Annotated in this window: 19 protein-coding genes; 10 read left to right on the top strand and 9 right to left on the bottom strand. The window is 62.2% G+C overall.

The window, feature by feature from the left end:
- Window positions 1-7 precede the first annotated feature (7 nt).
- The gene (locus PFU01S_RS05975; protein ID WP_028686360.1) at window positions 8-1,354 is read left to right on the top strand and encodes a c-type cytochrome; all 1,347 of its coding nucleotides are present in this window, start codon (window positions 8-10) and stop codon (window positions 1,352-1,354) included.
- Between the two features lie 31 nt (window positions 1,355-1,385).
- On the opposite strand, the gene PFU01S_RS05970 is transcribed toward PFU01S_RS05975, so the two are convergent.
- Together PFU01S_RS05970 and PFU01S_RS05965 are read right to left on the bottom strand one after the other, a co-directional pair.
- Window positions 1,386-2,162 carry a substrate-binding periplasmic protein gene (locus tag PFU01S_RS05970; protein WP_028686361.1) on the bottom strand — a complete coding sequence of 259 codons (777 nt, stop codon included), beginning with the start codon at window positions 2,160-2,162 and terminating at the stop codon, window positions 1,386-1,388.
- Between the two features lie 69 nt (window positions 2,163-2,231).
- Window positions 2,232-2,549 (bottom strand): hypothetical protein, encoded by a 318-nt coding sequence (locus PFU01S_RS05965; RefSeq protein ID WP_027914842.1) that lies wholly within the window; start codon window positions 2,547-2,549, stop codon window positions 2,232-2,234.
- A gap of 311 nt (window positions 2,550-2,860) precedes the next feature.
- On the opposite strand from PFU01S_RS05965, the gene PFU01S_RS05960 reads away from it, so the two are divergent.
- Entirely contained in the window at window positions 2,861-4,606 is a 1,746-nt protein-coding gene (locus tag PFU01S_RS05960; RefSeq protein WP_028686362.1) for a BCCT family transporter, read from the top strand.
- A gap of 466 nt (window positions 4,607-5,072) precedes the next feature.
- Complete coding sequence (locus tag PFU01S_RS05955; RefSeq protein WP_027914840.1) at window positions 5,073-5,723, top strand: TIGR04211 family SH3 domain-containing protein; 651 nt, start codon at window positions 5,073-5,075, stop codon at window positions 5,721-5,723.
- Between the two features lie 158 nt (window positions 5,724-5,881).
- Here PFU01S_RS05955 and PFU01S_RS05950 read toward each other — a convergent pair whose 3' ends face one another.
- Entirely contained in the window at window positions 5,882-6,763 is an 882-nt protein-coding gene (locus PFU01S_RS05950) for a LysR family transcriptional regulator (protein WP_028686363.1), read from the bottom strand.
- A gap of 133 nt (window positions 6,764-6,896) precedes the next feature.
- Between PFU01S_RS05950 and argC the strand changes: the two genes are divergently transcribed.
- Window positions 6,897-7,856: an N-acetyl-gamma-glutamyl-phosphate reductase gene (gene argC, locus PFU01S_RS05945; protein WP_028686364.1), complete on the top strand. Its 960-nt coding sequence runs from the start codon at window positions 6,897-6,899 to the stop codon at window positions 7,854-7,856.
- A 61-nt stretch (window positions 7,857-7,917) separates the two neighbouring features.
- Window positions 7,918-8,604, top strand: coding sequence for a GNAT family N-acetyltransferase (locus PFU01S_RS05940; RefSeq protein WP_028686365.1), 687 nt, complete (start codon window positions 7,918-7,920; stop codon window positions 8,602-8,604).
- A 44-nt stretch (window positions 8,605-8,648) separates the two neighbouring features.
- On the opposite strand, the gene PFU01S_RS05935 is transcribed toward PFU01S_RS05940, so the two are convergent.
- From PFU01S_RS05935 to PFU01S_RS05915, 5 genes are all read right to left on the bottom strand, one after another.
- Entirely contained in the window at window positions 8,649-9,404 is a 756-nt protein-coding gene (locus PFU01S_RS05935; protein WP_027914836.1) for an ABC transporter permease, read from the bottom strand.
- On the bottom strand, window positions 9,404-10,609 hold the full coding sequence (locus tag PFU01S_RS05930; protein WP_028686366.1) for an ABC transporter substrate-binding protein: 1,206 nt from the start codon (window positions 10,607-10,609) through the stop codon (window positions 9,404-9,406). Before PFU01S_RS05930 ends, PFU01S_RS05935 begins: the two co-directional genes overlap by 1 nt.
- Window positions 10,596-11,417, bottom strand: a complete 822-nt coding sequence (locus tag PFU01S_RS05925; protein WP_028686367.1) for an ABC transporter ATP-binding protein — start codon at window positions 11,415-11,417, stop codon at window positions 10,596-10,598. The genes PFU01S_RS05930 and PFU01S_RS05925 overlap by 14 nt, the downstream gene beginning before the upstream one ends.
- The gene (locus PFU01S_RS05920) at window positions 11,414-12,478 is read right to left on the bottom strand and encodes an acyl-CoA dehydrogenase family protein (protein ID WP_028686368.1); all 1,065 of its coding nucleotides are present in this window, start codon (window positions 12,476-12,478) and stop codon (window positions 11,414-11,416) included. Before PFU01S_RS05920 ends, PFU01S_RS05925 begins: the two co-directional genes overlap by 4 nt.
- Window positions 12,479-12,577: 99 nt before the next feature.
- Complete coding sequence (locus PFU01S_RS05915; protein ID WP_023535132.1) at window positions 12,578-13,141, bottom strand: carboxymuconolactone decarboxylase family protein; 564 nt, start codon at window positions 13,139-13,141, stop codon at window positions 12,578-12,580.
- A gap of 102 nt (window positions 13,142-13,243) precedes the next feature.
- Between PFU01S_RS05915 and PFU01S_RS05910 the strand changes: the two genes are divergently transcribed.
- Window positions 13,244-14,155, top strand: a complete 912-nt coding sequence (locus tag PFU01S_RS05910) for an AraC family transcriptional regulator (protein ID WP_027914832.1) — start codon at window positions 13,244-13,246, stop codon at window positions 14,153-14,155.
- A gap of 211 nt (window positions 14,156-14,366) precedes the next feature.
- Window positions 14,367-15,992, top strand: a complete 1,626-nt coding sequence (locus tag PFU01S_RS05905; RefSeq protein ID WP_028686369.1) for a methyl-accepting chemotaxis protein — start codon at window positions 14,367-14,369, stop codon at window positions 15,990-15,992.
- Window positions 15,993-16,040: 48 nt separating this feature from the next.
- Here PFU01S_RS05905 and PFU01S_RS05900 read toward each other — a convergent pair whose 3' ends face one another.
- Complete coding sequence (locus PFU01S_RS05900) at window positions 16,041-17,447, bottom strand: purine-cytosine permease family protein (protein WP_027914830.1); 1,407 nt, start codon at window positions 17,445-17,447, stop codon at window positions 16,041-16,043.
- Between the two features lie 316 nt (window positions 17,448-17,763).
- On the opposite strand from PFU01S_RS05900, the gene PFU01S_RS05895 reads away from it, so the two are divergent.
- The 3 genes from PFU01S_RS05895 to PFU01S_RS05885 all read left to right on the top strand — a co-directional run bounded on the left by PFU01S_RS05895 (window position 17,764) and on the right by PFU01S_RS05885 (window position 20,233).
- Entirely contained in the window at window positions 17,764-18,249 is a 486-nt protein-coding gene (locus PFU01S_RS05895; protein ID WP_023535123.1) for a flavin reductase family protein, read from the top strand.
- 99 nt (window positions 18,250-18,348) lie between these two features.
- On the top strand, window positions 18,349-19,389 hold the full coding sequence (locus tag PFU01S_RS05890) for an LLM class flavin-dependent oxidoreductase (RefSeq protein ID WP_027914828.1): 1,041 nt from the start codon (window positions 18,349-18,351) through the stop codon (window positions 19,387-19,389).
- Window positions 19,390-19,636: 247 nt separating this feature from the next.
- Complete coding sequence (locus PFU01S_RS05885) at window positions 19,637-20,233, top strand: amino acid synthesis family protein (protein WP_028686370.1); 597 nt, start codon at window positions 19,637-19,639, stop codon at window positions 20,231-20,233.
- Window positions 20,234-20,259 lie beyond the last annotated feature (26 nt).

The following is a 20,259-nucleotide window of genomic DNA, read 5'->3' as shown; positions in this document are numbered from 1 at the left end:
CGCCGCCATGAACCCTCGTACTGCTAGAACCCTCGGCTGGCTGTTGCTGCCCTGCGCGGTCGTCGCTGGCTTGGCCGGTTGGTACGTCACCCGAGAACCTGCCTCGCCGTTCGCTGATGAGCAGGCACGCGCCACCGACGACCTGGCATTGATCCGACGCGGGGAATACGTCGCACGGCTGGGCGATTGCGTCGCCTGCCACAGCGTGCCTGATAACCCGCCCATGGCAGGTGGGCTCGAAATGGCAACGCCGCTTGGCACGATCCACGCCACCAACATCACCCCTGACAAAGAAACAGGCATCGGCGCCTACTCGCTGGCCGATTTCGACCGGGCCGTGCGCCACGGTGTGGCGCCTGGTGGCCGCCGCCTTTACCCCGCCATGCCCTACCCCTCCTATGCCAAACTCAGCGACGATGACGTACGAGCGCTGTACGCATTCTTCATGCGCAGTGTTCAGCCAGCACGGCAGCCGAACAAGCCTGTCGACATACCCTGGCCATTGAACCTGCGCTGGCCCATTGCCCTGTGGAACGGAGCCTTCGCCCCTGCCAGCCCGTACTTGGCGAAGAACGACAAGAACACACTGTGGAATCGCGGCGCCTACATCGTGCAGGGACCGGGGCACTGCGGCAGTTGCCATACCCCCCGCGGCCTGGCCTTCAATGAAAAAGCCTTTGATGACTCGGGCACGGCGTACCTCGCAGGCGCCTTGCTCGATGGCTGGTACGCGCCAAGTTTGCGCAATGATCCCAACACCGGCCTCGGGCGCTGGAACGAGACTGAGGTGGTGCAGTTTCTCAAGACCGGTCGCAATCGACATGCCGTGGTCTTCGGCTCGATGACCGAGGCATTCAACAACTCTACGCAGTTCATGACCGATGGCGATCTACAGGCCATCGCCCATTACCTCAAGGCGCTGCTCGGCGACCCATCCCGTGATGGCAAACCCTGGCAGTATCAGCCCGAGCCCACACTCGCGCAGCTGGAGCGCCCAGGCGTACGCACTTACATGGCACGCTGCGCCACCTGCCACGGCATGGATGGCAAGGGCCAGGGCGAGTGGATGCCGCCCCTGGCTGGTGCCACTTCCTTGCTCGCCAAGGAGGCTGCCTCGGCCATCAACATCACCCTGAACGGGTCGCAGCGGGCCGTGGCCGATGGCAGGCCCGATGCCTACCGCATGCCCGCCATGCGTGCACAGTTGAGCGATCAGGAAATAGCAGAGGTGTTGAGCTATACCCGAAGTGCCTGGGGTAACCACGGCAACGCCGTGAAAGCGGCGGCCGTGGCCAAGCTGCGCAACGATACCGACCCTGCCAGCCCCAGCCCGATCATCCTGCAAATGCGCTGAGGCATGCCACGCCGTCGAGCACGGGAAAGCCTTAGCGGCTGCGTTCCAGGTTGAGTCTGAGCAACTGCTGCGGTACATCCTGCGCGTTGAGCTGCTGCATCGCCCGGCCCAAGGCTTCGCGCAGCGCCGGCTGGTTGCACGGCGAAGCCTTTGACAGGGCCAGGTACAGGCCTTCGCTGGAGACAGGCGGCTGCAGGATCAGCACCTGCTGGTCGATGCCCAAGGTGCGCGCCAGGGCCATGCCCGGGTACTGCTCATAGATCACATAGTCACTGCGCCCGTGCATCAGCTTTTCGAAAGCCTGCCTGGCGCTGGGCACCGCTTCGAGCATCAGGTGCTGCCTGGCATAGGCATCGAACTGTTGACCGTGACTGTTATTGACCAGCGTTCCGCCCTTGAGGCCCTGCAGATCCGACCATTGCCCGTAGACGAAGCCATGCCCCTGACGAGCCCAGATCACGCTCGGCGTGTAGAGAAATGCGGGCAGAATGTAGTCCATCTGCTGCCGGCGAGCGTCGGTGATGAAGTAGCCGGCCATCAAGTCGATTCTGCCGGTGCGAACCTCTTCCTGGGCTCTGGACCAAGGGCCTACATAGAGGACGTCGATTTCCAGGCCAAGGCTGTTGGCCAGGTGGGTGACCAGATCGGCATTGGCCCCAACCAGGTGTTGCGGGTCGAGGGGGTCATGCCAAAGGTAAGGTGGGTATTCCGGATTTCCGGTAGCGGTCAGGCGTTTACACGGCTCGGCAGCCATTGCCAACGATGGCAACAGCCCGAGGCACAACAGGCCAACCAAACCCTTGATCATGCAAGAACTCCGGCAGACGACGCTGTGATTCCTCGTTCCCTGCGCTGGGCACTGGACGTAAAACCTGCTTCAGGCGGTCAGCTCTACCCGCGCGCGCTCACCGGCCCGCTGGAACACCTCGCGCACCTCGTCGGCTTTGGCCTTGGTAACCGACTTGCCGCTCAGCAGTTCGTCGACCACACGCAGGCCTTGCTCGACGGCAGTGGCTAATTGGTCCGCATCGGAGGCGTCGGCGATATCACCCAGATAAGGCGCGATGAGGTAGACATAGCGATCCTGCAGTTTCAGTGTCTCCAGGGCGTCGAGTGCCTGCTGGAAGCGATCGGCAGCGGCGGGGCTCATGCTCAATTTATCGAAATGAATCAGGCTCACACGATCAGTGGCCATGTTGACGAATCTCCGTTTCCTGATGCGGCCCAGGCCACGAGCAGCAGCGTGTCCACGCTACTCGGACAAGCAGGCCCGGGTGATGTCGATCAGGTTAACAGAACACGACACAGAAAGGGTCATCCGCCCAGGAACTAAAAGTGACCAGCAGGTCGCGCAATGGAAGCCCCAGGGCGCAACCGGGACAGGCAGCGGGATTTGGTGCGCAGGATAATCGCCCGGCAAACCACCCTGCCGAGAACGCCACCACGCGCTCGCCCCTACAACAACAAGCCTGTTTCAGCAGGCACGTCACACAGGGCTTCAACTTCATGGCAAAGGAACACTTCGCAGAGACACCCGATCTTGGCGTGACCGATCCCTCCAAAACGGACGAAGCCCGACAGGACAGGCGCCTGGAGGGCAAGCTCGACTGGGTCGTGTTCGGTTTCACCAGCCTGCTGGCCATCGCGTTCGTGCTGTGGGGTTTCCTCAACCAAGTCAATTTGGCTAGCAGCGCGTCCAGTGCGCAGTCGTGGGTCATTCTCAACTTCGGCTGGTTCTTCGTGCTGACCTCGACTGTGTTCGTCGTGTTCGTACTGTGGTTGGCTGCCAGTCGTTATGGTCGTGTGCCGCTGGGCAGGGACGGGGAACTGCCCGAATTTCGAACGGTGTCGTGGGTGGCGATGATGTTCAGCGCCGGCATGGGCATCGGCCTGATGTTCTTCGGCGTGGCCGAGCCGTTATCGCACTACGTTTCCCCGCCGCCGGGCTCGACCACTGGTCAGTCGAGCGAAGCGATGCAGGTGGCCATGGCCACCACCCTGTTTCACTGGACGCTGCACCCTTGGGCAATGTATGCCATCGTCGGGCTCGCCATCGCCTATGGCACTTTTCGGCGCGGCCGCTCCCAACTGATATCCGCAGCCTTCAGGCCCTTGATCGGCAAGCACGCCAATGGCCCGCTCGGCCGGCTGATCGACATGATGGCAATCTTTGCCACGCTGTTCGGCTCGGCCGCATCGCTGGGGCTTGGGGCGCTGCAAATTGCAGGTGGCCTTGAATACAACGGCTGGATCGAGCACCCCGGCAAGCTGTTCTACATCGCACTGATCACCGTGCTGACCATCGCCTTCGTCACCTCAGCTGTGTCGGGCATCGGCAAGGGTATCCAGTGGCTGTCCAATACCAACATGGTGCTTGCACTTGTGCTCGCCGTGTTCGTGTTTCTGGTCGGGCCTACCCTGCTGATGCTCAACCTGCTGCCGACATCGATCGGTATCTACATCAAGATGCTGCCGGAAATGATGGCGCGCACCAATGCCAGCGGCGGCGAACCGATGAACGCCTGGCTGGCCGGCTGGACGGTGTTCTACTGGGCATGGTGGATCTCCTGGACGCCTTTCGTCGGCATGTTCATCGCCCGTATCAGCCGTGGCCGCACCATTCGCCAATTCGTCACCGGGGTACTGCTGGTGCCAAGCCTGGTCAGCCTGGTGTGGTTCACCATCTTCGGCGGAGCGGCCATCGACGCCTTGCGCGAAGGCGCCTTCGTGCTGGCTAACGGTGCCGTCAACAGCAACCATGCGCTGTACCAATTGCTCGCCAGTTACCCTTTGGCCTCCGCCACTGCGGTGCTGGTGATGATCCTGGTCGGTATCTTCTTCGTATCCGGTGCCGACGCAGCATCACTGGTCATGGGGACGCTGTCCGAACATGGCACCACCTCCCCTTCACGACGCACGGTGATTTTCTGGGGAGCGCTCACCGGCACGGTCGCAGCCATCATGCTGGCCATCGGTGATCCCAGCGCGCCGGACAAAGCCCTGACCGGGCTGCAAAACCTGACCATCGTGGTGGCCCTGCCCTTCGTACTGGTCATGGTGCTGCTGTGTCTGGCGCTTTATCGCGACCTGCGCAAGGACCCCATGATGCTGCGCCACCTTCGCGGTACCGAGCTGATCGAAAAAGCTGTGTTGTATGGCGCCGTCAAGCATGGCGAAGAGTTCTACATCGTCGTTCAGGAAAAGAAAGCCTCGGTGAAAGCTGTTGCAACCAAAGAGCTGACCGAATCATGAGGTCGCCAGATCGGGCGCTCTGATGCCTACCCGCGAAACTGGTAAAAGTGCCAGTTTCGCAGCCCCAGCGACCGACGCAATATCGTCAACGCCTTCCAGCCGAATGAGCGCAGCGCTCATGAATGACCTTCAGCAAGGTAGAGTCGCCTGGTTCGATGCCGGCCAGGGTTGGGCTGCAGCCAGGGAACGAACGGCATCAGTTTTCCATTCCAGGGGCGACGCCTGCTAGACCCAGGCAGGCCCCATTGCCGCGCTCAGGTTTACCAATCGAACCGGTGTACAGAAAGAATGCCTGGTTGACCCTGCCCCGCACCTCATCCATTTGCGCAACATGTTGAAGACTTTTCGCGACGCCAACGGTGAACCAGCTTACAAAAAAACGGTCTTTGGCTGACGGTTCACTACCCGACCGGTTCGCGGCCCATTCATCGGCCTACATTTGTCCAGCTTCAGCGAAGACCCCAAAATGCCCGACTCCCGCCTAACTGCCTTTGCCCTCCCTGCCCTGCGCGGCGGTCTGCTTGCCAGCGCCCTGGCGCTCGTCACGCCCGCGCACGCCGAGACGCCAGCCAGCGATGCCCGCTGGGTCAGTGACAGCCTCAGCACCTACGTACGCAGTGGTCCGACAGACGGCCACCGTATCGTCGGTACGCTGAAGTCCGGGCAGCCGCTGACGCTGATCGGTACCCAGGGCAACTACAGCCAGGTCCGTGGACAAAACGGTGATGTGGTGTGGATCCTCTCCAGTGATCTGCAGTCAGTGCCTGGCCAGAATGAGCGCTTGCCTGAGCTCGATGCCAAGGTGGCCGAATTGACAGGGCAATTGAAGACCATCGATGACAGCTGGAAGAACCGGGTGCAGGGCATGCAGGAAACCCTGGATTCGCGCAAGCAACTGGTCGACGAACTCCAGGCGCGCAACAAGGACTTGAACGAGCAACTGGACCAGAGCCAGTCGAACCTTCGCGATGCCCAGGCGCGCCTGGGTGACGAGAACAAGCAGGTGATGATGCGCTACATGGTGTATGGCGGCAGCATCGCAGGGGCGGGCTTGTTGGTCGGTCTCATTCTACCGGCCTTGACCCGTGGGCGGAAAAAGAGCGATCGCTGGTTCTAAGGCTTGTATTGACGATTCGGGCTGAACGCCTGGGGCTGCGGCGCAGCCCATCGCGGCCCCGCCTGCTTAGCCCATGGCGCAGATACTTGCGCCCTGCCCGTTTTCGGCATTGCTCAACCCGTCATCCCCAGCATTGACCGCTGCTGCGCCTGCCCACGCTACTGACTCAGCCGCTCCAATGCCTGAAGCACATAGTGAGTAGCCTTATCCTGCCTGGCGTCCCGGCAGGCGATCCCCAACTGCCGCCACAACCCAGGCCTCAAGGGTCGACAGACCAGACGTGGGTCTGCCTCCGTTACCTCACCCTCCTGCGGCAGCAACGTGGCACCGTACCCGGCACTCACCAGGCGCTTGATCGCGTCGTTGTAGTTCAGTTCGATGCGTGGCTGTGGGTGCAGCCCGGCCGCTGCGAACCATTCGGAGCAGACCCGCGACAACTGCGTGCTGCTGTCATTGAGGATCAAAGGGCGCTCGGCCAACCACTGAGGCGTGACAGCTGCCGGCGGCTGCCAGTCAGCCGGCATGTAAGCCAGGATGGGGTCTCGGCGCCAAGCAGTGACCGCCAGGCCCTTGCCCGCCACTTGTGGCAAGGCCACCAGGCCGATGTCCAGCAGCCCTTCACGCAACTGCACCAGGGACGCCTGGGAAGTGAGGACCTGCACCTGCACATCGATGCCCGGGTGATCAATGCGCAGGTGCTCAAGCGCCTCGGGCAGCAGGTGCGCGATGGCCCCTGTCGATGCGCCAAGCCGCACACGCCCTGTCAGGCCTTGCACTTGATTGCGCACCTCATCCAGGGCCAGTTCGGCATCGGCAAGCAGGCGCCTGGCGCGCACCAGAAGGGTTTCGCCAATGGCTGTCGGCCGAACCTGGCCGCGTGTGCGGGTCAGCAGCGAAGCGCCCACCCGCGACTCCAGCTCGGCCACGTGCAGGCTGATGGTGGGGGGTGCCAGATTGAGCTGACGGGCTGCCGCCGCAAAAGACCCTAGCTGACTGATCACCACCAGCGTCCGCAGGCGGTCAAGGCTTATTTCACGCACAGTGCCACGGTTTCCTTGAGCTAAACGTCGAAAGGTTCAGAATAGCTGAACGTCCCGGTCATGAAATGTAAATTTTCTTTACGTCTGGCTTGAGCGACGCTGGTGTCCGACCTACTGGCTTGGACACGTGAACATGCATCTACCTCTTGTCTTCATCGATGGCGATCAAGGCACCACCGGGCTGCAAATCCATGCCCGCCTGCACGATCGCAAGGACCTGCGCCTGCTGACACTTGCCGACGCCCAGCGCAAGGACCTCAAGTGCCGCAGCGAGGCCATCAACCGTGCCGACATCGCCATCCTCTGTTTGCCCGATGACGCTGCACGCGAAGCGGTGAGCGTGATCGACAATCCCGGGGTGCGGGTGATCGATGCCAGCTCAGCCCACCGTACCGCGCCAGGTTGGACCTACGGTTTCGCCGAACTGAATCGTGACCAGGCTGCGCATATCGGCCAAAGTACCCGGGTCAGCAACCCTGGCTGCTACCCGACGGGCGCGATCGCACTGCTCGGCCCCTTGATCGCGGCAGGCTTGGTACCTGCCGACTACCCGCTGGCCATCCATGCCATCTCGGGCTATTCCGGCGGCGGGCGCGCAGCGGTGCAGCAGCATGAGCAGCAGGACAATAGCGACGCCTCGGCCGTGCTCATGTACGGGCTGGATCTGGCGCACAAGCATGTGCCCGAGATCCAGGTCCACGCCGGCCTATCGGCCCGTCCCATGTTCATGCCCGCCTATGGCGCCTATCGCCAGGGCATCGTCCTCAGCATCGCCCTGCACCTGCGCATGCTGCCCGGCCGGGTCAGCGCGCAGCAGTTGCAGGCGTGTCTGGAGCAGCACTACCAGGGCGCCCGCCACGTGAAGGTGATGCCGCTGCAAACCCAGGGCACAGCCGAGCGGCTCGACCCCCAGGCGCTCAACGGGACCGATGATCTGCGCCTGGCCCTGTACGCCAACCCCTCGCACGGCCAGGTGCTGTTGACCGCCGTCTTCGACAACCTGGGCAAAGGGGCTGCCGGGGCTGCCGTGCAGAACCTGGACTTGATGCTCGACGCCCTGCGCGCCGACGGCGATAACGGCAAAAACGGGTAGACTGTACAGCCCGCGCACTCATGCTGCGGGCTGTATTCCATTCGCCGGAGCCTGTTTGCCGATGCACATCCTGAGCCGCCTGTCCAGCGTGCCACCCGAGTCGTTCCAGAACCAGATCCGGGAACTGGTCATCCACGAGGTGGGTGAGCTGAGTAGTGTCGCCATTACGCCTGACAACCCGTTGTACCCGTTGTACCAATACGGTGTAGGCATGGAGGTACACCAGTACCTGCAAGCACTCGATGGCACCCGCGGGCTGCGCGTTGCCCTGACGCTGGCGCTCGATGCCGATGCCCCGGATCAGTTACTGGGCTTCGCTCTGGCATTGCCCGCCGACAACGACGACCAGGCCTGCGCCCTGGCTTTTCTCGCTGTAGCGCCCACGTACCGCCGCAAGGGGGTCGCGCGCGCCTTGCTGGCCGACCTGCAGGCTCAGTACAGGTACATCGAGTTGAATGCCTTTGCCCATCAGGTGCCGTGGTTCGAAGTCATGGGCATGCAAGCCGTCTCGGCCAACGGCCCACAGGTACTGATGAGCAGTACCGGTCAGGGCGGTGATGCGCTGATCGGGCGCCTGGACATCGCGCCCATCTACCAGACCACCGAAGTCATGCAAATCCACACCTATCTGCTGAACCAGCACGGCGAGGACGCCATGATCGAGGCCGAACAGCGTCGGGACGAGCGTCTGGATGAGCTAGCCCTTCAGGCTCAAGCCTGTGTGCAGCAACGCCTGACGGTACATTGATCCCCCTGCTCCTGCGCCTGTGACACGGCGCAGGTTGCCCACACTCAGGCATGCACCCAACGGCGATGCAGACCACGGGCCAGCGCATCCAGGGCAAAGCCCAACACCCCGATCAGCAGCACCATGGCCATCAGCTCTGAATAGGCCAGACGGTCGCGTGTATCGAGAATGAAGTATCCCAGGCCTGCGCTCACCCCGAGCATCTCGCAGGGCACCAGCACGATCCACAGAATGCCGATGGCCAGCCGTACGCCTGTGAGCACGTGCCCGATCACACCAGGGACGATCACCTTGCACAAGGTTTCCCAGCGGGTGGCGCTCAGGCTTCGGCTCAGCTGCAGCCAGCGCGGGTCCAGTTGCCTTACACCGGCAGCGGTATTGAGCAGGATCGGCCACAGCGCTGCGAACGCCAGCAGGAAGTAGATAGGTTGGTCGCCCACCCCCATCAGCATCACCACGACCGGCATCCACGACAGCGGCGAGATCATGCGCAGAAACTGAAAAGCAGGTGTAGTCGCCGCCTCCAGGTGCCGGTAGCTGCCCACCAACAGCCCAAGGGGCACGCCTATCAGCAGTGCCAGCACTAACCCGATCAGGATTCGTTTGAGGCTGACCCAGATGTGACCGTACACCTCGCCTTGCCCAAGCAGCTCGATCAGGCTGGTAAAGGTGGCTGAGGGCGAGAAGCGTGCCGACAGACCATCGGGCTGGCCGAAGGCTGCCACCCCCGCCCACCAGACCAGCAGCAACCCCAGCAATCCGGCCAGCCCCAGGCTGGCATGTACCACGTGCTTGCGCATCAGACCGCGAACTCCTCGCTGCGCTCGAAGCTGTCGCCAATACCGAAGACCGAAGGGCCACCGACGCTGGCGATGGCGTTGCGCACAAAACGGTCGTCGACCAGATCACCGGCCACGTGGGCCGGGTCCAGGTCGGCGAGGAACGCGTTGTTGCCTTCGATCAGGGTGCGCTTGAGCCGGGAAACGAGCTCTTGGGTGTAGCTGGGGTACGGGTACGGCTGGAAATCGATGCGTTTCTCATCCCACTGCTGGTGCTGTATGGCGCCAGTGGCAATGTAGTCGGCACGGTCGCTGGCAGCGGGTGCCAACACCTTGGTCAACACCGCGGAATCGTGCGGGGTGTACTTGTTAGGGCCTGACTTGGACAGCAAGGCAGCCGCCTCTGCCCGGTGTTCGCGGGTCCATTGCTGGGCCTTGACGATGGCGTTGACCACCTTCTGCGACCAGTCCGGCCGGTTGTTCAGGTCGTGCTCGTGCATGAACACCACGCAGCAGGCATGGTTGCGCCAGACGTCTGCGGTGAAGCGCTGCACGCGACCGACCTTGAGGTTTTCGGCCAAGGCGTTGAACGGCTCGGCGACGATGTAGCCGGCGATGCGCTTGCTGGCCAGCGCTGGGGGCATGTCAGAGGGAGGCAGCACCAGCAGGTTGACTTCGTTGGCGGCGAGCGCTGCTGTGGCAGGCTTGGACACGGCGGTCAGGCCGCTGTCGGCGAGCATCTGTTGCAGCACCACGTTATGGATCGAGTACCAGAACGGAATGGCCACGGTCTTGCCACCGAGCTGTTTCATGTCGGTGATGTCCGGCGCTACCGTCAGCCCCGAACCGCCCACGTGGTTCCAGGCCACCACTTTGGCCGGCACCTTGCTTGCGTAACGCGCCCAAACCGTCATCGGTGACAACAGGTGAATGACGTTGACCTGCCCAGAAATGAACGCTTCGATCACCTGTGCCCAGCTGCGCAGCAACACGGGCCGTTCGGCCTTGATGCCTTCGGCTTCGAACAGGCCATTGTTATGCGCCACCAGCAACGGGGTGGCATCGGTGATAGGTAGATAACCGATGCGCACAGGCGCATCGGGTTCTGCGGCGGCGCGCGCCTGCAGGCTGGACAGCAGCGGCAAGGCGCCAGCTGCGGTCAGCAGTGCGCTCATCTTGAGAAAATCGCGACGCGAAGAAGCGCCGCAGCAGTCATCCATGCACATGGACAGCCTCCGAGGGCAACGGGGTGGGTTGAGGTTCGTTTGTGCGGCTTGCCCGCCGAAGGGTTTTGAGAATCTCGATGCGCAAAGCGCCCAATGCCTCGACCTGCTGCGTCCGGGGTTGCAGCAGGTCGACGCGCCATTGCCCGAGCGTGTGCGCTGGGTGGTCGCCCAGTAGCAATACGCGGTCGGACAACAGCAGGGCTTCGTCGATGTCGTGCGTGATCAGGACCGCCGCGGTGTTGTGCGTGGCGATCAATTGCAGCAGCAGTTGCTGCATGTCGGCGCGGGTCACCTCGTCCAGCGCGCCGAATGGCTCGTCGAGCAGCAGCACTTCAGGTTGGCGCGCCAGGCAACGGGCCAATGCCGTGCGCTGGGCCATGCCGCCGGAGAGCTGGGCCGGGTACTGGTTGCGCGCATGCTCCAGGCCCACGGCGGCAATGGCATGGTCGACGCGTGCCCGACGCTCGTCTGCGGCAAGCGCTGGCTGGCGAGCGAAGTCCAGGCCGAAGGCAACGTTCTTTTCCAGGCTCAGCCAAGGCAGCAGGCTTGGATCCTGAAAGGCCACTGCCAGGCGCGGATGCGGACCCTGCAGCGGCTGGCCGTGCAACATCACATGCCCACCCTGGGGTTGCTGAAGGCCGGCCAGCACGCGCAGCAGGCTGGACTTGCCGACCCCGCTGGGGCCCAGGATGCTCACCACCTCGCCTGGGGCCAGTTGCAGATCGAACTGCGCCAGTACCTGCTGCCAGCCCTCGGCACGGGGGTAACCCAGGCTGATGCCCTGGGCTTGTAGCACCACGCGGGTCATGCCGATGCTGCCTGGCGGTGAAGTTCAGCGCGCAGTTGCACCAGGCTGGGGGTGACGATCGGCACGAAGGCCGACTCACGCCAGCGCCGAGCGAAGCCTTCGCCGTACTCGCACAGGTAAGCTTTGCCGCCGCTTGCCTGAAGCTCAAGCTGCACGGCATCGGCAGCGCACTCGGCCAGGGTGATGCGCAATTTGAACAGCGCTGCCGGTTGCTCCTTGAAGCGCTCATCGAGCAGCCCCTGCTTGAGCTCGCTCACGGTGTTCTCCAGGCGAGCACCGAGTACCTGCCTGGCTTCATCCAGGAACGAAGCGCGCCCGTGCAGGTGACCCTGGACTTCCTCCAGCGCCCTGCGCGCCAGGCCGATGGCCATGCCGCACTGCAGCCCCAGGAAAGCCGGCCGCACCCGGGGTAGGAATTCATGTGCGTTATCGTGCAGCAACCAGTCACGCGGCAGCTGCACCTGATGAAAGGCCAGCGCAGCGGTGTTACTCGACTGCAAGCCCATCAGTTGCAGGTCATCTGAGCGCTCAAGACCTTGAGCATCGGACGGAATGGCCAGCACGAAGGGGGCGCCACCGCCTTCATCTTCGATAGCCGCGGCGACAACGAAGCCGCTCTTGCGCAGGTTGGTCACCCAGTGCAACCGCCCTTCCAGGTCCCAGCCATCCTCCAGAGGCCTACCGCGCACCTGCAGTGTCTCGATACCCGAAAGAAACTTCATGGCGTTGGACAAACCCGTAGCGCCGGCCAGTTCACCGCTCAGCAGTGCAGGCAGTAGCCGTTGGCGCAGCCCGGCATTGGGGCTCTGTAGCAGGTACTCGATGAAGGCCCGCTGCCCCCAGCAAACGAAGGCCGTCGCCAGTGAACGGCTGGCAATGGCTGCGATGGCCTCCACGGCATCGGTGATCTGACCACCTGAACCACCCAGGGCAGGGTCAATGCCAACGCGCAGCAGCTGCGACTGGGCGATCTGCGACAGCACCCGTTGCGGCTCGCACTGGCCTCGGTCGATGGCTTCGGCATTGGCATCCAGCCACTGTCCAAATGCGCACTCTTGCATGTGTTCTTGCTCCTTTTGAAACGCCGCGGCCGCCTGGCGACCCGTTCACGGCCAATGGCCGCTCCTGCACCGACCGCCGTGCGGCGGGTTGCCTGCGCCTTATGCAGACGGCTGTTGCCAGCGGTACTTACCCAACTCATCGTTGAGCGGCGTCTGGGCGAACACATTAGCAAAGTTGCACAGGGTTGCGAGGCTGACGCCCAGAATCACTTCCAGCGCATTGCCCTCGGTGAAGCCGGCGTCACGAAAAGCCTGGTAGGTTGCCGGGCTCACGTCGCCGCGGGTAGCGATGACTTCGCGGGCAAACGCCGCCAGGGTTTCATAACGCGCGTCGGGAAGCTCACCGCGCGCGCGCAGGGCGTCGACCACTTCATGGGGCAGCTTGGCTTTATTCAGGGCCACTGCGGTATGGCCCGCCACGCAGAAGTCGCAACCGTGCTGGGTGGCGGCGATCAACTGCACCACTTCGCGCTCGGCCAAGGTCAGCTCCGACTTACCGTTCAACGCCGAAACGGTGACATAGGTCTCCAGCGCTGCTGGCGCATTGGCCAAGACACGCAGCAGGTTGGGGATGAAGCCCGAGTTCTTCTGGGCGTTTTCAAGAAACGGCTTGGCCGCCTCTGGTGCGGTCTGCAGGTCGTGTAGGGTAATGCGCGAGGACATGGGGTAATCTCCTTTGCCGTGTATCAGTACAGTCTGTTGGTTATAAGAAGTACGCTCCATATTCATCAGTCGTTTTTACTTGCTTCTGAGTGTTTGCCTTAGATGATTTCGTCCAGCCATCTCGTCGAGCGGTTATTAGAAAACCTCGAGCTAGACGCCAGCCTGTTCCATGTCGGCCGTTACTGCGGGGGTTGGCACGCCAGCACTCACGGCATGGGTCACGCCAGTTTTCACCTGGTCGTGCAAGGCGGCTGCTGGCTGCACGCCGATACCCTCGAACAGCCAGTGCGCCTTGAGCGCGGCGACGCCGTGTTCCTGCTGCGTGACGTAAGTTATCGGCTTGCCAGCGAAGCCGATGCAGCGCAGGCCTGCGCCCAACCACGCCAAACCATGCAGCCCCTGGATACCCAAGCCAGCGATGGGGTGGGCCTGGTCTGTGGATTCTTCCATTTCAGCAGCGGCCTCTCGGCACTGATCATCGACGCAATGGCCGACCTGATCATCCTGCGCGCCGAGGATCCCGCTGGCAGCGCTGCACGGGCGTTGTTCGATCTGATCCTGGAAGAATGCCGGCGCGCCAACGGGCCGTCTCAAGTCTTGCTGGAGCGGCTGACGCACCTGCTGTTCCTTTATGCCTTGCGCCAACAGGTGCATGGCGCTCAGCCGCTGGGAGGGCTGATCGCCCTTGCCCGCCAGCCGGCGTTTGCCGACTTGCTCGAACAGCTGATCAAGGCCCCTGGGGCCATCTGGACGCTGGAGCGCATGGCGGCGTGCACGGGCTTGTCGCGCTCGGCGTTCTTCAAGCGTTTCAGCGAGCTGGCCGGGCAGTCACCCGGCCAAGTGCTTTTGGCACTGCGCATGCGCCATGCCAGCCAGCTGCTGCGCGCTGGCCATACGGTCGAGCAGGTTGGCGTCCAGGCGGGGTATCAATCTGTGGCGGCGTTCACGCGTGCCTTCGCCAAGGCAGTGGGTGTTCAGCCGGGGGCGTATCGGCGTCAGCAAGGGCGAAGGTGAAGCCGCTTCCAGCGCCTGCGTGCAGGGCATTGGCGCTAGCATCTCGTTACATTGCATGACTGCCCTACAATAATGGCTTTATGTCATCATCCGCGCGTTTAAGTTCATCGCACTCCCCCTCCCGCCCCATAGCCTCTCCAGAGCCTGGCGCCGTCCCGAACGGCTTGCGCCAACGCGCCTCGCCCCTGCACGCCTTTCCTAGGAGCCTTCAATGCATTTCAGGAACATGAAGATCGGCATTCGCGCAGCCTGCGTGTTTGCCTTGTTGGGCATGCTGATCCTGACCATGGGGCTGGTCGCCCTGTATGAAACACAGCAGATGGATGAGTCCACGGATGAGATTCGCCTGACCTGGATGCCCACCGTCATGTCGCTCAGTGCAATCAACAGCAACCTGGGCCGTACGCGCGCCCTCACCCTGCGCGGTGCATTGGAAGAAGACGCCAGCGAGCGCACCCGCTACCTGAATACGATCCAGAACATCGAACGCGAATTGGATGAAGGCTTCGAGGCCTACGTGGCTACCATCGTGTCCAGTGAAGACCGCGCGCTTTTCGAAACGGCCCGCAGCGCCTACCAGCACTACCACGAGCTTCAGGAGACGGTCTTGGCCGAGCTTGCGGCCGGGCGCATGGACACTGCTCGCCAGCTGATCAACGGCCCGCTGACGGCGCGTGCCGAAACGATGATGCAAGCCATGTCCACGCTCATCGCCTTCAACGCCAAAGGCGCAGAAGCTGCCTCCCAGCTGAGCAGCGACGTGGCTGATGAGGCATTCGTGGCCATTATCACGGCATTGGTGGTGATTCTGCTGGCACTGGTGATGATCGCCTACCTGCTCACACGCAGCATCATCGTGCCGCTGGCCGAAGCCGTCACCGCCGCAGAACGTGTGGCCGCCAGTGACCTGACCCAACCGATCAAGGCCGAGGGCTGCGATGAGCCCGCCTTGCTGCTGCAAGCCCTGGCCCGCATGCAAGCCAACCTGCGCCAGACCATTGCCCGCATCGCAGCCTCCTCGGATCAACTGGCGTCGGCGTCCGAAGAGCTGCACACCGTGACGGAAGACACCAGCCGCGGCCTGCACCAGCAAAGCGCCGAAATCGACCAGGCGGCCACGGCTGTCAACCAGATGACCGTCGCCGTGGAAGAGGTCGCCAGCAATGCCGTGAGCACGGCCGACGCGTCCAAAGGCGCAGACCGCACGACCCGCGACGGCCGCGACCAGGTCAACCAGGCATTGCAATCCATCGAGCAGTTGGTCGCCGACGTCACCGGCACGTCGGCGCAGGTGCAGCAGCTGGCCAGCAGCGCCAATGAAATCACCCGGGTGCTGGACGTGATTGGCGCTATCGCCGGGCAGACCAACCTCCTGGCTCTCAACGCCGCCATCGAAGCGGCGCGTGCAGGTGAAGCAGGCCGAGGGTTTGCTGTAGTGGCCGACGAGGTGCGCGCCCTCGCCCACCGCACTCAACAATCGACTGCGGAAATCGAACACATGATCGCGGGCATCCAGAACGGCACCGAACGCGCCGTGACGGCGATGTCCAGCAGTCAGGGTCGGGCGGCCGGTACGTTGGAGGTAGCGCAAGGTGCAGGGCGGGCGCTTGAGGTCATCGCCCAAGCCATCGCCTCGATCAACCAGCGTAACCTGGTGATCGCAAGCGCCTCGGAGGAGCAGGCTCAGGTAGCCAGAGAAGTGGATCGCAACCTGGTCAACATCCGTGATCTGTCCATGCAGACTTCGGCCGGGGCCAACCAGACCAGCGCAGCAGCGCAGGATCTGTCACGCCTGGCGGTAGACCTCAATGCCATGGTTGCGCAATTCAAGGTGTAATCCTCAGAAAGGGGCCGTCCAGCGGCCCCTCCACGTGGAGCCCTAGGCTCACTTGCTGACGCTGACCACGCGCCCCACGTTCTGCGCTGCCTTGCCACGGGTCGCCAGGCAGTAGTACAGCGGCACCGTCACGAGCAAACCGAACAGCCACGACAGGTCGGCCCCTTCGACGATGTTCGAGTAGGGGCCGACATACAGCGCAGTGTTGGCGAATGGCAACTGCACCAGAATGCCGCAGGCGTAGGCAATGATCGCGTGGTGGTTGAAGCGGCCATAGATGCCACCGTCGGCGCTGAAGATCGAGGCGATGTCGTACTGGCCTTTCTTGATCAGGTAGAAGTCGACCAGGTTGATCGATGCCCAGGGCACCAGCACCAGCAGAAGCGCCAGGATCAGACCGATGAACTGGCCGATGAAGTCGGCCGATGCATTGAGCGCGACCAGTGCGCAGGCCACCAGGATGACGCTGGCCAGGGCCACACGCACCTTGATGCTCGGCGTCCACTGGGCGAAGAACGTCTGAATTGCCGTCACGATCGAAAGCACGGCGCCGTACAGGTTCAGGGCGTTATGGCTGATGATGTTGAGCAGAAACAGCACCATCAGGATCGGCCCGAGCCAGCCGGTCGCCTGCTTGACGGCATCCATTGCATCGGTGCCTTCGGGCACGCATAGCACGGCGACTGCACCGAAGCTGAAGCACAGGATGGTGCCCAGGGTGGCGCCGAAGTAGGTCGCCCAGAATGGACGCGCGATGCCCACTTCACGCGGCAGATAGCGCGAATAGTCGGAGGTGTACGGCGAGAAGCTGATCTGCCAGATCGTGCCCAGTGACACGGTGGCGATGAACCCGGACAGGTTGAAGGCGCCACGGCTGAAGAAGTCGCCCGGCAGTACCTGCGTGAACATCATGATGAAACCAGCCAGCAACGCCGAGCCCATGACCCAGGTGCCGATACGGTTCAGGATGTGGATGAAGCGATAGCCAACGATGCCAATGGCGGTGGCACTCAAGGCGCCGATCACGATCGCGCCGGGCATAGGGACCATGGGTGCGATGCCGTGGATCGTCTTGCCTGCCAGTACGATGTTGGAGATGAAGAAGCCCACGTAGATCAGCGCGGTGAAGAAAACGATCAGCAGCGCGCCGTAGCGTCCGAACTGCCCCCGGCTCTGCACCATCTGCGGGATGCCCAACTGCGGCCCTTGTGCAGAGGCCAGGGCAATCACCACGCCTCCGAGCAAGTGCCCCAGGACGATAGCGATCAGTCCCCATAGCAGGTTCAGGTTGAACACCTGGATCACCATGGCGCCGGTGACGATGGGCAGTGGCGCAATGTTGGTGCTGAACCAGAGGGTAAACAGGTCGCGCGCCTTCCCATGGCGCTCGGCAGGTGGAACGTAATCGACCGTGTGATTCTCGACAAACTGATGTTGCGACGACGGTTGGGACATGATTTTTAGCTCGAAAGGTCGTTTTTATCGTTGTAAGGAAACCGCATCTAGGCGGCCTCTCAGCTGAAGACCATATTATGGTATTCCAAGGTTTTGACAATACTGATCCGTATTTCAAATTGTCAGCTGATACGATTTAGCGAGTACCGCAATTCGTTCGTTTATGCGTATACCCCTTGAACTGCGCGGCTTTGAACCATTCATCGCAGTGTTAGCCAAGCCGAAAAATGTGCTTGCAAAAAAGGTATTACGGTATACCATCAGACACATCAACGATAAAAACCGCGGCCCACCGCAGCTTTAAGAGGTACATCAGATGATCGACGCAACCGTCTACAAGAACGTCCTGGGTTCTTTCCCTTCTGGCGTTACCGTCATCACCACCCTGGACGACGACGGCTCGGTTGTTGGCTTGACCGCCAGCGCCTTCTCATCCCTGTCGATGGACCCTCCCCTGGTGCTGTTCTGCCCCAATTACACGTCCGACTCCTACCCGGTGCTGATCAAGCACAAGCGCTTTGCCATTCATTTGTTGTCCGGTAACCAGCAGGCCGAAGCCTATGCTTTCGCCAAGAAGGGCAAGGACAAGGCGGCCGGCATCGAGTGGTCGTTGAGCGCGCTGGGCAACCCCATCCTCGCCGGCGCTACCGCCGTGATCGAATGCGAGCTTTGGCGCGAGTACGAAGGGGGTGACCACGCGATCATGGTCGGCAAGGTCCACAACCTGATCGTGCCGGAGCAAGCGCCGCTGCCGATGGTGTACTGCCGCGGAAAAATGGCCAGTTTGCCCGCGCTCGCCTGATCTCTGCACCGCTGAACGCACTTGGCGGGAAGCAATGTTCTGCTCGCCGCGATACCCGGCTTTACGCCGGGTGACACAACCAGTCCGAGGAATGCCCCCATGAAATTTTCGTTGTTCGTGCACATGGAACGTTGGGATGAACAGGTCAGCCACCGCCAGTTGTTCGAAGACCTCACCGAACTGACCTTGATGGCCGAAGACGGCGGTTTCAGCACCGTGTGGATCGGCGAACACCACGCCATGGAATACACCATTTCGCCAAGCCCCATGCCATTGCTGGCTTATCTGGCGGCGCGTACCGAGAAGATCCGCCTGGGCGCCGGCACCATCATCGCCCCGTTCTGGAACCCGATCCGCGTCGCCGGCGAATGCGCTTTGCTCGATGTGATCAGCAACGGGCGCATGGAAGTGGGCCTGGCCCGGGGTGCCTATCAATTCGAATTCGATCGCATGGCCAATGGCATGCCAGCCACCGATGGCGGCAAGGCACTGCGCGAGATGGTCCCGGTGGTACGCAAACTGTGGGAGGGTGACTACGCCCATGAAGGCGAGGTGTACAAGTTCCCGACCTCCACCAGCGTACCCAAGCCGTTCAATGCTACGCCGCCCATGTGGATCGCGGCCCGCGACCCTGACTCGCATAACTTCGCCGTGGCCAATGGCTGCAACGTGATGGTCACGCCGCTGATGAAGGGCGACGAGGAAGTGCTGGACCTTCGCAACAAGTTCCAGGCCGCCCTGGACAATAACCCCGACGTGCCTCGCCCACAATTGATGGTGCTGCGCCACACCCACGTGCACAGCCCGGCAGAGCCGGACGGCTGGAAGGTAGGGGCCAGCGCGATCTCTCGTTTCTACCGCACCTTCGACGCCTGGTTCGGCAACAAGACCACGCCGGTCAATGGGTTCCTGGAGCCCAGCCCGGAAGCGAAGTTCGCCGAAGTCCCTGCCTTCGAGCTTGAGAACATCCGCAAGAACACCATGATCGGCACACCGGAAGAAATCATCGCGCGCATCAAGTACTACCAGGAGCTGGGCGTCGACGAATTCAGCTTCTGGTGTGACAACAGCCTGCCCCACGCTGAGAAGAAAAAATCGCTGGAGCTGTTCATCAAGGAAGTGATCCCGGCGTTCACCTGAATCCCATTACCTGATTTCTTGCGGGACATGCCCGCTCGCGTGGGCCAATTGGCACCGCGCGAGCGGGTTTTTTTCAGCCCAACGTTAAGTGCTGCGCCGCTTGCTTGATACAGATGCGATGCAGACCTGCACATCAGCTCACCTTTCGTCCCGGCTGGATGAGAAAACACCACGCAGTGCTTGCAGAACAAATATTATGGTATACCATCAGACAACAAGATCTGATCACACCGTACAGGAGCCCCCCATGAGTTTTGAAATTCGCAAGATCGTCACCTACTCCGAAGAGACGCGTATCGAAGGTGGCAAGGCCACTGACAAGCCGGTCACCATGGTGGGCCTGGCGGTGGTCATCAAAAACCCTTGGGCTGGCCGTGGCTTCGTCGACGACCTTAAGCCCGAAATCCGCGAGCATTGCTCGGAATTGGGCGCGCTGATGGTCGAGCGTCTGACCGCCGCCATCGGTGGTGCCGACAAGATCGAGGCCTACGGCAAGGCTGCAGTGGTGGGCGCCGACGGTGAAATCGAACACGCTTCGGCCGTCATCCATACCCTGCGCTTCGGCAATCACTATCGCGAAGCCGTGCAGGCCAAAAGCTACCTGAGCTTCACCAACAAGCGTGGTGGCCCTGGCACGTCGATCCAGATTCCGATGATGCAAAAAGACGACGAAGGCCTGCGCTCGCACTACATCACCCTGGAAATGCAGATCGAGGACGCACCTCGCGCCGATGAAATCGTGGTAGTTCTTGGCGCTGCCGATGGCGGCCGCCTGCACCCGCGCATTGGCAACCGCTACATCGACCTGGAAGAACTGGCGGCCGAAAAGGCCAACGCTCAATAACAACAATCAAGCCGGGCCTGGGCGTG

Source organism: Pseudomonas fulva NBRC 16637 = DSM 17717, from assembly GCF_000730565.1.
Classification (GTDB): domain Bacteria; phylum Pseudomonadota; class Gammaproteobacteria; order Pseudomonadales; family Pseudomonadaceae; genus Aquipseudomonas; species Aquipseudomonas fulva.
The sequence above is the reverse complement of the archived record's forward strand: the minus strand, read 5'-3'. Positions and strand labels throughout refer to the sequence as shown.